This is a genomic window from Paraglaciecola mesophila KMM 241 (assembly GCF_000315015.1).
In the GTDB taxonomy this organism is placed as follows: domain Bacteria; phylum Pseudomonadota; class Gammaproteobacteria; order Enterobacterales; family Alteromonadaceae; genus Paraglaciecola; species Paraglaciecola mesophila.
In genome coordinates this window covers 18,202-33,794 of record NZ_BAEP01000043.1, presented here as the reverse complement: position 1 = coordinate 33,794, position 15,593 = coordinate 18,202, and the positions used below count along the sequence as shown (strand labels likewise).

At 45.6% G+C, this 15,593-nt stretch carries 12 protein-coding genes; 7 read left to right on the top strand and 5 right to left on the bottom strand.

Features of this window, described 5'->3' with window-relative positions:
* Positions 1–34: 34 nt before the first annotated feature.
* Together GMES_RS09760 and GMES_RS09755 are read right to left on the bottom strand one after the other, a co-directional pair.
* On the bottom strand, positions 35–1,159 hold the full coding sequence (locus tag GMES_RS09760; RefSeq protein ID WP_006992500.1) for an S-(hydroxymethyl)glutathione dehydrogenase/class III alcohol dehydrogenase: 1,125 nt from the start codon (positions 1,157–1,159) through the stop codon (positions 35–37).
* 186 nt (positions 1,160–1,345) lie between these two features.
* On the bottom strand, positions 1,346–1,672 hold the full coding sequence (locus GMES_RS09755; RefSeq protein ID WP_006992499.1) for a DMT family transporter: 327 nt from the start codon (positions 1,670–1,672) through the stop codon (positions 1,346–1,348).
* A 178-nt stretch (positions 1,673–1,850) separates the two neighbouring features.
* Between GMES_RS09755 and GMES_RS09750 the strand changes: the two genes are divergently transcribed.
* The 3 genes from GMES_RS09750 to GMES_RS09740 all read left to right on the top strand — a co-directional run bounded on the left by GMES_RS09750 (position 1,851) and on the right by GMES_RS09740 (position 5,008).
* Positions 1,851–2,717: a LysR substrate-binding domain-containing protein gene (locus GMES_RS09750; protein ID WP_006992498.1), complete on the top strand. Its 867-nt coding sequence runs from the start codon at positions 1,851–1,853 to the stop codon at positions 2,715–2,717.
* Positions 2,718–2,849: 132 nt separating this feature from the next.
* A complete protein-coding gene (locus tag GMES_RS09745) occupies positions 2,850–3,221 on the top strand; it encodes a VOC family protein (RefSeq protein ID WP_006992497.1) in 372 nt (123 codons plus the stop codon).
* Between the two features lie 155 nt (positions 3,222–3,376).
* Positions 3,377–5,008: an FMN-binding glutamate synthase family protein gene (locus GMES_RS09740; protein ID WP_006992496.1), complete on the top strand. Its 1,632-nt coding sequence runs from the start codon at positions 3,377–3,379 to the stop codon at positions 5,006–5,008.
* 47 nt (positions 5,009–5,055) lie between these two features.
* On the opposite strand, the gene GMES_RS09735 is transcribed toward GMES_RS09740, so the two are convergent.
* The gene (locus tag GMES_RS09735; RefSeq protein WP_006992495.1) at positions 5,056–6,282 is read right to left on the bottom strand and encodes a threonine/serine exporter family protein; all 1,227 of its coding nucleotides are present in this window, start codon (positions 6,280–6,282) and stop codon (positions 5,056–5,058) included.
* A 333-nt stretch (positions 6,283–6,615) separates the two neighbouring features.
* Here GMES_RS09735 and GMES_RS09730 point away from each other — a divergent pair, with 333 nt between their 5' ends.
* The 4 genes from GMES_RS09730 to GMES_RS09715 all read left to right on the top strand — a co-directional run bounded on the left by GMES_RS09730 (position 6,616) and on the right by GMES_RS09715 (position 12,624).
* On the top strand, positions 6,616–7,296 hold the full coding sequence (locus GMES_RS09730; protein ID WP_006992494.1) for an SDR family oxidoreductase: 681 nt from the start codon (positions 6,616–6,618) through the stop codon (positions 7,294–7,296).
* Positions 7,297–7,437: 141 nt separating this feature from the next.
* Positions 7,438–8,688, top strand: coding sequence for a Vgb family protein (locus GMES_RS09725; RefSeq protein ID WP_006992493.1), 1,251 nt, complete (start codon positions 7,438–7,440; stop codon positions 8,686–8,688).
* Between the two features lie 441 nt (positions 8,689–9,129).
* Positions 9,130–10,641, top strand: a complete 1,512-nt coding sequence (locus tag GMES_RS09720) for a hypothetical protein (RefSeq protein ID WP_006992492.1) — start codon at positions 9,130–9,132, stop codon at positions 10,639–10,641.
* Between the two features lie 303 nt (positions 10,642–10,944).
* Positions 10,945–12,624, top strand: coding sequence for a DUF3466 family protein (locus tag GMES_RS09715; protein ID WP_006992491.1), 1,680 nt, complete (start codon positions 10,945–10,947; stop codon positions 12,622–12,624).
* Between the two features lie 233 nt (positions 12,625–12,857).
* Here GMES_RS09715 and eutC read toward each other — a convergent pair whose 3' ends face one another.
* Together eutC and GMES_RS09705 are read right to left on the bottom strand one after the other, a co-directional pair.
* Positions 12,858–13,766, bottom strand: coding sequence for an ethanolamine ammonia-lyase subunit EutC (eutC, locus tag GMES_RS09710; protein ID WP_006992490.1), 909 nt, complete (start codon positions 13,764–13,766; stop codon positions 12,858–12,860).
* Positions 13,766–15,169 carry an ethanolamine ammonia-lyase subunit EutB gene (locus GMES_RS09705; RefSeq protein ID WP_006992489.1) on the bottom strand — a complete coding sequence of 468 codons (1,404 nt, stop codon included), beginning with the start codon at positions 15,167–15,169 and terminating at the stop codon, positions 13,766–13,768. Before GMES_RS09705 ends, eutC begins: the two co-directional genes overlap by 1 nt.
* Between the last annotated feature and the right edge of the window lie 424 nt (positions 15,170–15,593).

The following is a 15,593-nucleotide window of genomic DNA, read 5'->3' as shown; positions in this document are numbered from 1 at the left end:
GCCAAAGGGTAAGCAGTCACAATATCGCTTTCGCTTAAAAGTGAATAACGCTGCGAATACTCTCGCCTTTGTGCATCAAGTCGAAAGATTCATTGATGTCCTCAAGGCCCATGGTATGGGTGATGAAATCGCTCAGTTTGAACTCACCTTGTAAGTAACGCTCTACGTAATCTGGCAATTCAGAACGCCCTTTCACGCCACCAAAGGCAGAGCCGCGCCATACACGCCCCGTTACTAGCTGGAATGGGCGGGTTGAAATTTCTTGCCCAGCACCCGCCACACCGATGATCACAGACTCGCCCCAGCCTTTGTGGCAACACTCAAGTGCAGAGCGCATAAGGTTAACGTTGCCGATACACTCAAATGAGTAGTCAACGCCACCATCTGTTAGCTCAACAATCACGTCTTGAATGGGTTTGTCGTAGTCTTTAGGGTTGATAAAGTCAGTTGCGCCCAATTTCTTCGCTAGTTCGAATTTACTTTCATTGATGTCGATAGCGATGATACGACTGGCTTTGGCCATAGTTGCACCAATGACGGCTGACAAGCCAATGCCACCTAAACCGAAAATAGCCACAGTCGCGCCTTCTTCCACTTTGGCGGTATTCATCACCGCGCCCATGCCTGTGGTAACACCACAACCTAACAAACATACTTCTTCTAAGGGGGCGTCTTTGTTCACTTTTGCCAATGAGATTTCAGGTAAAACCGTATATTCAGAAAATGTTGAACAACCCATATAATGAAAGATAGGCTGGCCGTCTTTATAAAAACGCGTGGTGCCGTCAGGCATCAAACCTTTACCTTGAGTTTCACGTATTTTTTGACAAAGGTTAGTTTTACCAGACAAACAGAATTTACATTCACCGCACTCAGGGGTGTAAAGAGGAATAACGTGATCGCCAACCGAAACGCTGGTTACGCCCTCGCCTACTTGTTCAACGATACCACCCCCTTCGTGGCCCAGAATGACCGGGAAAATCCCTTCTGGATCGTCACCGGATAAAGTGAATGCGTCTGTGTGACACACTCCAGAGGCAATCACTTTAATTAATACTTCGCCCTTACGCGGTAACATGACGTCTACTACTTCGATAGACAATGGCTGCTTAGGTCCCCAAGCAATAGCGGCTTTAGATTTAATAAATTGATCTGACATAGTGGTCCTCTCTTTGAGTTAATAAATTGATTACGTAAATAAATCGATTTCGTGGATGAAACTGCATTAGTAAAAGTGTGTTAATAAATAGACTGAAATAAATTACCTACATGAAAAGTAGTTGTTTTGTGTGCTGTGCTCCATTCGTTTAAAACACGCCCTCAAGGTCTGAAAATCGACTCGTACTTAATGGCTATGGCCTTGGGACAAATTGATCATTGCCACACCTACGGCGACGAACGCCATACCAAACCACGTGGTTAAATCCAGGTGTTGGCGGTAAATCACTGTCGACAATAAGGTGACGGTGACAATCGCTAGCCCAGCCCACAACGCGTGTACAATTCCTATGGGCATGCCTTTCATCGCTTGGCCTAAAAACATAAAAGCCGCAAGGTGCCCCATTAACACGAGCGCACTAGGAATAGGCCGAGTAAAGCCATCAGTTTCTTTTAGCGCTACATGTGACATGGCTTCCGCAACCACACCTAGTATTAAAAACACCCAACTCATCTTTGCTTCCTATGTAATGTCTTAACTGGCTGTTTAGCGCCTTGCTCAAGCTTTTGCCAACACGCCCATACGTTTCTGTTTTCACGCTCGTTTGCGAGTATGCAGAGCATTATATTTATTTCTTGAAGAATGATAATATACTGATTCAGTAAATTACTTTTACTCACAGGTAACAATCATGCAGTGGGAAGGGATCAACGAATTCGTTTATGTGGCTGAAACAGAAAGTTTTACTCAAGCGTCAAAAAATTTAGCTATTTCAACAGCCCAAGTCAGCCGCCAGATAAGCGCATTAGAATCGAGATTAAACGTGAAGCTGTTTTATCGCACCACGCGTAAAGTGTCCTTGACCGAAGAAGGCCGCCTTTTTTATCAACATTGTCGCAGCGTACTTGATGGACTCGATGCCGCAGAGCGCGCCATCACAAATTTACAATCAAAGCCCCAAGGCACGATTCGCCTCACTGCCCCCGTTACCTATGGTGAGCAACAAATTCTGCCCTTAGTGAATGATTTTATGCTGCTTTATCCTGACGTAGAGGTGTCGGCATATTTAAGCAACCAGAAAATAGACTTAGTGGAGCAAGGCTACGATCTAGCTATTCGCTTAGGTAAATTAAGCGACTCATCTATGATGGCGAAAAAGCTCGCAACCCGCACCAACTTTGTGTGTGCCTCCCCTGGGTACTTGGCGAAATACGGCTTTCCGCATTCTCTGTCAGAATTGAATAAACACAGCTGCTTACTGGGCACCCTAGATTATTGGCACTTTTGTGACGAGGGTAAAGAGCGAAATATCCGCGTAAAAGGCAGGCTAAGGTATAACAGCGGGTACAGTTTAGTGGACGCTGCACTAAAAGGGTTGGGCATAGTGCAACTGCCGGATTACTACGTGCAAGAAGACCTCGAAAGTGGCGCTCTGGTCAGCTTGCTTGATAATTATCGCGAATCCGAAGAAGGTATTTGGGCTGTTTACCCGCGCAACAGGCATTTATCACCCAAAATTCGCACCTTAGTGGATTATCTAGCTGAACATCTAGGTTAGGCGATAAGTCTCATCAACTAACCACCGTCCTTTGCGTGAACTGATCTTGAATGCTAGCGTTATTGTACACATAGCATGCTCGAACAAGTTAGTATTCATGCATGCTAGCGAACGTGAACAAAGGAGAACATCATGGAACTGGGTGCATTTTCAATTAGCTTAAGCGTAAAAGACATCGACTTATCCAAAAGCTTTTACCAAAAACTAGGCTTTGCGGTAGTAGGAGGAGACCAAAAACAAGGCTGGTTAATCCTCAGAAATAGCAGTCAAACCATTGGTTTGTTTCAAGGTATGTTTGAAAAAAATATGCTGACATTCAACCCAGGTTGGGACAATCACGGTAATCCCACAGAAACCTTCACTGATGTGCGTAAAATTCAGCAATCATTAAGAGATAGAGACGTTGAGTTTATTAGCGAAGCCGATGAAAACAGTGAAGGCCCAGGCAGCTTCATGGTGACAGACCCTGACGGAAACCCAATCTTAGTAGATCAACACAGATAAACAGATTTTAAGGTGTATTCAGTAAGCGCATTGAAATATGCCGATACACAACCCACTAGATTATTCTCCAGCAATAGAAATAATTGAACGATGTTCTTGGATCAAGAGGTCTGATAATTATCACCCAATCAAAAAACCAACAATAGTGAGCAACAATGGAAACAAAACTGATAAGAATTGCAATTTGGTCAGCTGTGGTCGTTCTACTTCTGAGCTTATTTTGGCTGCCCGCACTATGGCTGTTCGTGTTACTCATCCCTATCGTGGCAGTGGGTTATTACGATTATAACCAAACACGGCACAGCATTTTACGTAACTTTCCCGTTGTTGGTCACGGTCGCTGGATTATGGAGCGTATTCGCCCCTTTGTTCGTCAGTATTTTTTCGAATCAGAAACCGACGGCACGCCGATAACCCGTATGTTCCGTTCATTGATTTACCAAAGAGCAAAAGGAAGTTTGGATTCCAACCCCTATGGCACAAAAATCGACACCCAACGCGTGGGCTACGAATGGATAGGCCATTCAATGGCGGCAAAGCACCATGACAGCAAACGCCCTGCGCCTCGCATTACTGTCGGAGGGCCTGATTGCTTGCAGCCTTACGAAGCCAGCTTTTTCAATATCTCCGCCATGAGCTTTGGCGCATTGAGCGACAACGCCATTCGGGCATTAAATAAAGGCGCGGCCATAGGCGGCTTTTATCACAACACAGGCGAGGGCAGCGTCAGTGATTACCACCTTGAAAACGGCGGTGATATTGTTTGGCAAATTGGTACCGGCTATTTCGGTTGTCGCGATAAAGACGGTAACTTCGCCCCTGAAGCATTTCAAAAAATCGCCCAAAAAGATGTGATCAAAATGATTGAAATCAAACTCAGCCAAGGGGCGAAACCAGGCCACGGCGGCCTTTTACCTGCAGATAAAAACACCGATGAAATTGCCAGAATTCGCTTAGTTGAGCCGGGCACACAAGTGGACTCCCCACCCTCTCACAGCGCCTTCGACACACCGATTGAAATGATGCAATTCGTCAAACAATTACGGGAATTATCTGGTGGCAAACCAGTAGGATTTAAACTGTGTATCGGCCGTGCCAGCGAGTTTGTTGCTGTTTGTAAAGCCATGGTTGAAACCGGCATTAAACCTGACTTTATCACGGTGGATGGCGGCGAAGGCGGCACAGGCGCCGCCCCACTTGAGTTCTCTAACTCTGTGGGTATGCCGCTGCGTGAAGCACTGTCATTCGTGTGCGACATTTTGGTCGGTTTTGATTTGAAAAAAGACATTCGCGTAATTGCCAGCGGTAAAACCTTCAGTGGCTTTCATTTGGTCAAAAACCTCGCCCTTGGCGCAGATATGTGCAACAGCGCCAGAGGCATGATGGTCGCTTTGGGATGCGTACAATCATTAGAATGCAACACCAACAAGTGTCCCACTGGCATAGCCACGCAAGACCCTAAGTTAGCTAGAGGTTTAGTGGTGCCAGATAAAGCTGAGCGAGTGGCTCGCTATCACAAAGCCACAGTGAATTCGGCATTAGAAATCATCGCATCTGCAGGTCTGCGCAACACAGAAGATCTTAATCGCTCGCATATTTTCAGGCGCGTCAGTCAAACCGAAGTGCGCCGCTTTGATGAAATATACCAAAGCCCCACACCCGGCAGCTTTTTTGATGATGAGAAACCCAGCAAGTTTGCCCAAGCGCTTAAAGAAGCCAGCCCCGACAGCTTTTTTCCTAAGCACTATCTAGCAGAGACGGACGAAGGGTTAAAAGAGGTGAGTTAACCCACTATCTCCAAATCAAACCGAGGCGCTTAGGTTAAACACAATACCTACAGTGCCTTTTTTGTGGGCATGACAACATTGGCGAATATTAGGCCTGCAATCAGCGACATAAAAATCAAGAAAGTTTCCTGCCCAATATGCTCTGCTTGCACAAAGTCTTGGCCGGAAACAAAGGAATTCAAACCAATATAGGTTTTCGAACCTGGCACCAAAACAATCAAGCCTTGCATGCTCACCAATGACGCTGGAGCGTGGGCAATTCGGGTGAATAAATTAGCGTAAATCCCAAGAGCAAATGCTCCAACAAAGGTGCTTAACCCCTGCTCTAAATACGTTGAACTCCAAACCGTCGCCCCATAGGCAATAAAACCTGAGAGCAAGGTCCACGGAATATGTTTAACCCGCGTTCTGAAGATGACCACTAAACCCAAACACAACATCAAAATGGCGAACCAGCGCGTCCATTCCGGTAACGAAGTGGCGACCAATGACTCATTCGGGCCAAATAAACCAAAGCCGATGCTTATCCCTAGAAATGCCCCAAAATAAAGTTTGAATAATTGCATCACCGCATCCATGACGCGCGCAGTACCAGAGACTAAATTTCGTGATGATAACTCGGCTAGGCCCATGGTTAAGGCTAATCCCGGTACTAAGATGATAACGGACGAAAGCACCACCAGCGGAATATTGATCCCGTGATCGAAATAGAAACTGATGGCACAAGCAATCAGTCCTGCGACCAAAGATGCCGCTGGCTCAAGCATTAGGGTCACCCGGCGAGATATTTGCGACCACAACACTAAAAAGTAAACCACTAGGCCAATTAACGAGGTCCACAGTATTTCTTGCCAACTCGCCCCCATTAGCATAGCGAATGCGCCCGTGGCAGCACAAAACCCTAGACCGGTTAATATCTTACCGTAAGGACTGGGCATCTCATTGATCACGTCAAGCTGATGATCGGCTTCTTCTAAACCGACCTCACCAGCGAGCAGGCGCGTGGCCAACTCATCGGTGCGAGACAACGCATTCATATCGTAATCACCGGGCTGCACACGCACTGAGTGGTTGTATTCATCTTCTCGTCTGTCGCTCCAAATGACGAACGTCAATGCCGTGGGCGTGGCAATAAAGGAAGCGCGGACCCCAAAATAGGTCGCAAGCTCAGTTAAGTATGCTTCTAAGCGAAACGCAGGTGTACCGTATTTGTGCAACATAATGCCCAATTTAACGATAAATTTTCGAATTTGAATAAATTCTGCTGTGTTCACTTCACCCGCCCTTTTAAATACTTAATTAGAATATTTCAAATCGCTCATAATTAACGACTTAGGTTAAATTTTCGCGGATTTTAGTGACATTTTAAGCGTTACACAACGCACATTTTTTATTCACCCAGCATTATAAAATCTAATCCTTTCAAGCGAGAACGGCATGTTCACATTGGCTCCTCGTCGATAGACCAAGATAGGACACTTAAATGATTATTTACATCTAATGATTAAGTGACTTCATCTACTTGGCTTGAATTTGATCAAAACACCATCAGCTCTAGTAGTAACAAACACAAAACATCAAATTTTACATCACTAGGAGAAAGTAACATGGCGAAAGAAAAAGTCGTATTAATTACCGGCGCATCCAGTGGTATTGGCGAGATGACAGCCAAAATATTGGTCCAAAACGGCCACAAAGTGGTGTTAACCGCTAGAAGACAAGAAAAGTTAGATGAATTAGTGGATTACCTTGGCGCTGACCATGCAATTGCAGTCGCCGCAGATGCCACCGACATTAACGAGCTTGAGAAAGTGGTAAAAGAAGGTATCAATAAATTCGGCCGCCTCGATGTGGCCTATGCCAATGCTGGCATGGGTGTGTCTACATCTGGCACAGAAAAAGGCGATCCCGATGAGTGGGATACCATGATTCAAATTAACATCAATGCTTTACTTTACACCGCTAAGCTCACGTTACCCCACCTAAGAGAGTCTGTAGGTCAGTTTATCATTACCAGCTCAGCCGCAGGTAGGCGCCCAATCAAAGGCTCGATATACGGAGCGACGAAGTGGTTTGCGTATGGTTTCGGGCAAAACTTAGCAGAGGAGATGGCAGAATGGGGCGGTCGCTGTACTACCATTACCCCGGGCATGGTCAACACCCCGTTTTTTGATGACGAAAAGCCTGACAAACTTGCCCCTGCAGATGTTGCAGATGCAGTGTTATTTGCCGTTGAAGCCGACAAACGAAATTGTGTTCGCGAAATATTCTTAATGCCCACAAATTAGAGTAGGCTAGACCTTAAGCAGTTGCATAGCCACTCTGCAACTTTACGCTTTGTTCGGGTAATGTAGGACCGTGGCCTTGTGGTATTGTGCTGTTATGATTTTGTGATGCCGTGGATGTGTATTTTTCACTTAGGAGGAAACATGAAGCATTTAGCGAAAGCCATTTTGACCATGGGGTTAACCCACATACTGAGCCCAGGCTCTTTATTTGCACAACCTCTGCCCGACGATGTCGGCAAACAGTTGGTTGAAGCCCATTGCAACGCCTGTCATACCAGCGATCGCATTGCATCTAGCGTTGGCTACAACCAAACCGGTTGGCAGCACTTGATTGCCACCATGGTCAATTTAGACGGCAACCCGAACCGGGAAAAAATCACAGCCTATTTAGCCAAACACTTTCCTCCTAAGTCGCGGCGCAACCCACAGCTGGTAGAGGGCGACCTCTCTGTTACGTTTGAAGAATGGGTTGTTCCTACACTGGGCCAGCGTTCACGAGATCCAATTGAAGCGCCAGATGGATCAATTTGGTGGGCAGGCCAGTGGGGAAATCTCATTGGGAGCATAAATCCACAAACTGGTGAAATGCGTGAATATCCCTTGCCGGCTAGCGCCATGCCGCACACTGTCACCCACGACAGTAACGGCAACATTTGGTACACAGGCAACAAGAACGGCACAATGGGTAAGCTCAATCCCCAAACGGGCGAGATTACCGAATATAAAATGCCCGACCCGCAAGCGAAAGACCCCCATTCAGCTATTTTCGATGACAACGGTGCTTTGTGGTTTACCTTGCAGCACAGCAATATGGTAGGCCGCTTGATACCCAGCACGGGGGAAATCAAATTAGTCACCATGCCAACCCAAGACGCTCGCCCGTATGGCATTAAAATTGATAGCCAGGGCACGCCTTGGGTGGCCTGTAATGGTAGTAACTGCTTAGTCAAAGTAGACCCTACAACCATGTCGCTCAGTGAGTACCCACTGCCGAATGAAAGCACGACCGTTAGGCGCCTTGATATCGCAGATGACGGCATGATCTGGTACGTCAATTCTGGGCGGGGCCGCTTAGGTCGACTCAACCCTGACAATGGTGAAGTCAAAGAATGGCCTTCCCCCAGCGGGCCAAACTCACACCCCTACGCTATCGCAGTCATTGGGGATGCCATTTGGTACAACGAATCAGGTAAACGCCCTGATGCCTTGGTGCGTTTTGACCGAAAAAACGAAACCTTTCAAAGTTGGCCCATTCCTACAGGAAAGGGAGACGCGCAAATCTTCGCCGGCATAGTGCGCCACATGCGCCCAACCCGTGACGGTAATTTGCTCATCCACCAAAGCGCGACTAATCGAATCATTCGGGTCAAGCCAGAGGCCCAAAAGAACTAATTTCGTTATTGAGCGGTTCGTCCGAGCCGCTTCTTTTTTATGAGATCCGAAGTTCACCCATTCATACCAATCCGCATTAATAAATGCCCCCTTAGAATGCGCCCAGCGGTTTTTGATTAAGGCGTCGCCGTGTAGTAATGGTATTACTAAACCTTGTAGTAAATCAGCAGTGTTTCTTTAAAGGACAATTTGTACATCTGACCTGAGCTGTGGCCAGTGCGAGCCAACCTGTCAAATCCAACTATTTCGTTCAAATTTCCCGCAAGCTTTTGTCTTCATTTGTATAGAAATGTCAGCGATTGCCAAGAAAGGTAAAGGTTATGTAAAGAGCCTCATAACCAATGAACTTAACGTTTTATCCTTACGTCACAATGGCAATTAAACAAAGCCTTAGGTGAAATATGACCGCATCTCACCTAAGAAAATAAACCTGGAGATACAATGAAGTTAAGCAAAACGACGTCGTCGATAATTCGCTCCCCTGCTCTATATTTGGGGGTTGCGTTATTATCTCTTACTGGCTGTGGTTCAAGTGACGATGACAACACTGGATACATCCGCTTTTACAACGCCTCATACAACGCCCCAGCAGTGTATCTCACCGTTGATGAAGACTTAGATGAAGATGACGACGACGAAGTAGAAATTACCTATGGTGCAGTGACTTTCGGCAATGTCACTTCGAACAACGCGCTGGACAATGACACTTATTGGGTTGAACTTGGCTGGCAGGACGAAGAAAGTAGCGATCGCAGCGATCTTGAAGTGATTTATCAAGAGCAGCATAAAATTCAAAACGAAGTGATTACCTTTGTTGCCCTTACTGACGATATTCGTTCGCCTAACGTACTCACATTTGATATCCCTGTGGTAGATGACGATGATGACGACGACGATGATTTATTTAACGTGCGTTTTCTAAATCTAAACACTGACTACTCCACTGTGGATGTTTACATCTCTGAAGACAACGAAACCTTCAATGAAGCAGAGTTCGTATCAACCGTTGAACTCAACAGCCTTACAGACAATATAAAGATTGAACAAGATCAGTATATTTTCTACATCACTGAGCCAGGTGGCAGCGAGCCAATCTTTACCTCTGAAGATATTTCATATTCTGTGGTAAGCCAATATGTTGTGGTATTGCGTGACAACGTAGGTGTAGGCAGCTCACCTTTTACCATCGACAGTATCGGTGTAAACAGTGTTACTGAGCTAAACGATGTTGACGCTGAGGCCTCATTCGGTTTTTACAACGGCATCGCCACAAACCAGTACATTCCTGATTACACTGGCGTAGTCGACTTAAACGTTGATTTAGATGACGACAGCGAATTGATGGTAGATGACCTGGGATACGGCCAATTCAGTGAAACGACAACGACTTCTAACGGTGACTATTCATTCGACATTCTAAATGCTGATAATGACGAGCTGTTTATTCATGATGCATTGTTAAGTTTGCAAGAAAACGCAGACAATATTGTTTTCTTATACTCTAAAACGGATGCCGTTGATGATGACGAAGACGACATTATCGATGAAAACGAAGACGGTATCGTTGATAACTACGAGTCCATTATTAAGTCTTTAACCATCACTAAAAGCAGCAGTTCAAGCATTTATAGCCATGGAATTAAAGTGGTTAACTTAAGTGACTCTGATGATTTTAGCCGTGTGAAATTCTACTTTGTTGAAAACGACGAAGTGATTTCTACCGCTGATAATACCCTGTCTGTTTTACAAGAAAGCAACAGCTCTATCACGCTTATCAATAACACTTACGATGTGTTCGCCATCGCTACTATCGAAGGCAGCGATATCATCATGGACAGCTTCCAACTGACATTAGACGAAGACAGTGTTGAGCAGTTCTTGATTTTTGCCCCAGATGACAGCGCATCAACCGGGTTCAGCATGACATTAGTGGATCAAAACCAAGTTAACTAATTGGTTTACCGCATTCGCGCCATAGTAAGGAATTGCCTCGCTATGGCGCTGATTCACATATCAAGTGACGACCCAAGACTCACATTAGCCGACATCTGCATCATACGCTTTGAAAGCCTTTCGCTTTATCGCTGTTAGGCCCTTTATTGCCTAAAAGCCAGTAAAGCATTGCACAAGCTAGATAAACGACAGCGCTAACAGAGTCAGACATTTAGTTTTGAGCAGAGCGCTTTTATGCAGGCCAATAGTAAGCCGTAATAATCAAGCGATGACACGAGCAATGAAACAAGCGATGAAAAAACAATGAAACAAACACGAATAGCAGCTCTTTTATCCCGCTCCTTTTTGTCCAGCGCATTTCTGTCCAGCGCCTTTTTATCAGTTCCCGCTGCGTTCGGTGCTCAGTATCAAGTAGTTGAGTTACCCGTCGCAGAGTTAGGCGTTGACTCATACCCAACCGCCATCAACAGCATCGGTGAAATCGCCGTTAACTTAGCGTCGCAATTTAATCCCGTAATTGATGTTTCATTGCTGAATTTCGATTCAGCTACGCTCATTGCCGGGTTAACCAACTTAGAAAATGCTCGTTCGGGCGACTTCAATACCGCTGACTACGAATTTTTATATGCCTATATTACGGCCAATGCCGAAAGCCAGTTCTTTCAGCAAATTGCCAGCTTAAATAGCTATGTGGCCTCAGAAGACACCAGTACTTTGCTTCATGGTTTTGACACCATTGACAATGACACCGACGAGTACCGCAACAGTGCCACCACAACCGTACGTGGTATCAACGACTTTGGCTATACCGTCGGGAAAAGTTACGACGGTTTTTATAAACTGGAATATGTGACAGAAGACATAGAAGATGTCACTTATGTACTAAATGATTTTTACTACCGTGGATTCGCTCAAATAGAAGATAACGTAATAGAGCTGACACCGCCTGAAAGTACTTTGGGCGGATACAGCGAAGCCTACGATATAAATGAATTGAATCAAGTAGTCGGCATAGGGAGCACTGAATTGGTGTCTACTACCTTGCAAGACAGTATCGATGCTTGTGCCGATGAAAGTGAGCGAGGTGATATCCCTGAAGCCTCGTGTTTGCGCAGTTTAAGTATCAGCACCAATGCCAGTCTCGGAAGCGTATTTCAGCAAAGAGGGGTTATTTGGCAATTAGACGATAACGGTGTCGAAGATACCTACGCCCTACCCATGTTAATTGAACCAGATGAAGACGACACCACGGTTTACAGCAGCACGGCTGTCGCCATCAACGATTTTGGTATTGCCGTGGGTACGTCACCGGCGTTCTATCAAAATACTGACACCTTAACCTCAGCGGCAGTAATTTACGACAATGACAAAGCCTACACGATCAGCGAAGATAGCGACGAAGAGTACGATGTTTTTGCCAGCTACGCGGTCGACATCAATAACAATGATTTGGTTGTAGGATACGCCACCAAAAGCGTACTGGGCTCAACGCCTAACAAGTTTTTCGTGTATGACTACGACTCAGGTATCATTGACTACCCAGATGATTTCTTTGACAGTGCCTCTACTGTCCCCACCGCAATCAATGACGACAACCTAGTGGTTGGTTTCACCGAGTTTGAAGAAACCAGCTCAGGCATTCGCCGGGTAGAAGGCTTTGTTTATGATTATCGTAACGATATTTTCTCAAGCCTAAACGACTTAATTGAATGCAATAGCCCTTATACCATTGCTCAAGCCAATGGCATTAACGAAAACGGCGAAATCATTGCAACGGCAACTGTATCTAGCGTTAATAAAGATATCACAGGTGAAATTGAACTAGATGAGTACGATGCCCAATCTTCAAGCACCCACGTTGTCGCAATTAAGCTAGTGCCCATACCAGGTGGTTCGATTGATAACTGTGATGTATACGAAGAAGAGTACGAACGCCAAGGCGCTGGTGCTTTTGGTTATTGTTTGTTGGATTGTTTGGTTTAGCGCGCTTTGTACCTTCACGAACGAGCCTTTTTAAACGCTAAGAATACGCTTAGGCATATAGTAACAATCGTTAATGCATGATGTTTATGAAAAATATCAACGAGCTGTTGTATTTAACAGCTCGTTTTTTTTCATGTCTATTAAAAATTCACTGAAACACGGGAGTAGACTTAGCTCTTTATGCACCCATTATTTTTTTGCTAGATATTAATCAAGGCAACCTCAGTGTCACGCTAGCTCGGCTTAGTTAAAAAGCTGCGCATAGGCACTACTCTGTTTTTTAACGCGCTAAGCACATCACTATCAGAACGATCTTTGAGGTTAACCCCTGAAAGCTTTAAGCGCCTGGCTTGGGTTAGTAAATACATCGCTTTTTGAGCCGCATCGTCGAAGCCCAAACCTGCAGGGCGGATATTAGAAATACAATTTCGCTGTGCATCGTTTAAGCCTACTTTGGGTTGCCAGGTAAAATACAACCCTAGGCTATCAGGGGAGCTCAGCCCAGGACGCTCACCAATTAACAGCAACACGGCCTTGGCGTTTAACCGCTCCCCTACTTCATCACCAATGGCGACCCGGCCTTGCTCAATGATCGTCATCGGTGCCAAGCTCCACGACTCTGATGCGCTGTGTAGTCGAGTCATTAACTGCTTTAAAAAAGGCGCGGCATTATGTTGCACCGCCAAGGATGAAAGTCCGTCCGCTACCACTATCGCCAAATCGTATTGCGGCTCGCTTTCTCCCCCTTGTTGGGTCATAAAGTTAAGTAAGTCGTTGCGCGACACGTCATTTAATTTTCTTCCCAGATCAGGGCGCTGCAAAAATGTCGTTCTATCAAACGCTTGGCTATGCAGCACCATGGGTGGGCAAGGCAACAATGACGAAAACTCGGTGAGTTTATGTTGTAGCTCTTGCGTGTTTAATCGCAATTTCACTGCATCTCGGGCCTTGGCATGCGACAACTGAAACCCCAGCATTTCAGAGGTGGGTAAGCTTATCCCTGCCCGCCCTAGTCCAATACGTGCATTCGTATAGCTACGTAAGGTGCGCCATGGGTTTTTTACCACTTTACTGTTTGTTAGACTCCCGTGATTGTCCAACCTCTTGCTTTGTGTTGCGGGTTCCTCAATGTACTTTTTCATTATGAACGTCCCCCTAGTGCCTTTAACGAACGGGCAAAAACGTCTGGCACATGATCCGATAGTATGTACTGCCCATCATTTTTCATGATCTTCATTTGGTCTAACCACATCTCAAACTCTGGTGCTGGTCTCGCGCCTATCACCCGACGCAAATACAAGGCGTCGTGAAATGAGGTCGTTTGATAATTCAGCATAATGTCGTCTGAGCCCGGGATCCCCATAATAAATGAACAACCCGCCACCCCGAGTAATGTCAACAGGTTGTCTATATCGTTTTGATCAGCTTGAGCGTGATTGGTGTAACACACGTCACAGCCCATAGGCAGATCAAGCAATTTTCCGCAAAAGTGATCTTCAAGCCCAGCTCGGGTGATCTCTTTGCCATCGTATAAATATTCAGGGCCAATAAAGCCCACCACTGTATTAACCAACAATGGATTAAATTTTCGGGCCACAGCATAGGCTCTGGCTTCGCATGTTTGCTGATCTAACCCATGATGTGCATTCGCCGACAACGCACTGCCCTGACCGGTTTCAAAATACATCACATTGTTGCCCACTGTACCTCTGTTTAGACTAAGCGCGGCTTCTTGCGCTTCTGCTAATGTCGCCAAATTAAAACCAAAACTGCTGTTGGTCGCTTGTGTACCGCCAATAGATTGAAACACCAAGTCCACCGGCGCCCCCGCTTCAATGCACTCTATGGTGTTGGTCACATGGGTTAATACACAACTTTGTGTTGGAATTTGATATTGCTGAATGACGTCATCCATTAAATGCAGCAGGTGGGTGGCCTGTGCAACATTGTCTGTTGCTGGGTTGATGCCTATGACCGCATCGCCATTTCCGTACAGCAAACCATCTAGCATGCTGGCCGCAATGCCGTTTATGTCATCGGTGGGGTGGTTGGGCTGCAATCGAGTTGAAAGCCTGCTAGGCAGGCCTATTGTGCTGCGAAATGCGGTGGTAACGTGACATTTTTTAGCCACTAAAATGAGGTCTTGATTGCGCATTATTTTGCACACAGCCGCGGCCATTTCTGGGGTAATGCCAGCACTTACACTGGCCAGTACTTCGCTAGTGGCGTAGTCGCTTAACAGCCAGTTTCGAAAATCTCCCACGGTGAAATGGGCAATAGGCGCAAACGCTTGTTGATCGTGTTCATCTAGAATTAAGCGCGTGATTTCATCTTTTTCATAGGGGATTAGCGCATCATTCAAGAAGGTTTTAAGGGGAACTTCAGCCAACGTCATTTGAGCAATAACGCGCTCTTGTGCGGTGCGAGCAATCACGCCTGATAATCTATCTCCCGAGCGTTCGGGTGTGGCTTTGGCCATTAGCTGGGCCAAACTCGTGAACTGATAGGTGGTACTGCCGACTGTGTGTCGATAACCTTGACTCATTCAACTATCCATAATGATGTGTTGGTCAGTGTCAGCTGCTTGCTCACGCTATTGCGCTTGATTATATGAGTAAGCCTGTATTCAACAGCATGCTCTATCACACGAGTCACTAGCAGCCAGATTAGGGTGTTGCGCACTTTATATTCTGTTCCTTTATTATTGGTCAAAAATCTAAAAATTGGTTAATAAATAAAACGGTTAATTTATGCGAAGTTGCGAGAAGCATGCCGCTCAATGAACTATTCAGCAAAGAATATTCATAACCACTTAAAAATCATGAATATCAATAGGTTACAGTAAAAAGGTAAAATAAACTCTCGAAGTTACTTATCATTGGCACGTAACGCCCAATAAAGCGAGCACCAATTTAGTTACACTGCACCTTTTCAAAGCACAGTTAAATACCGAGGTGCCAATGCGAGCA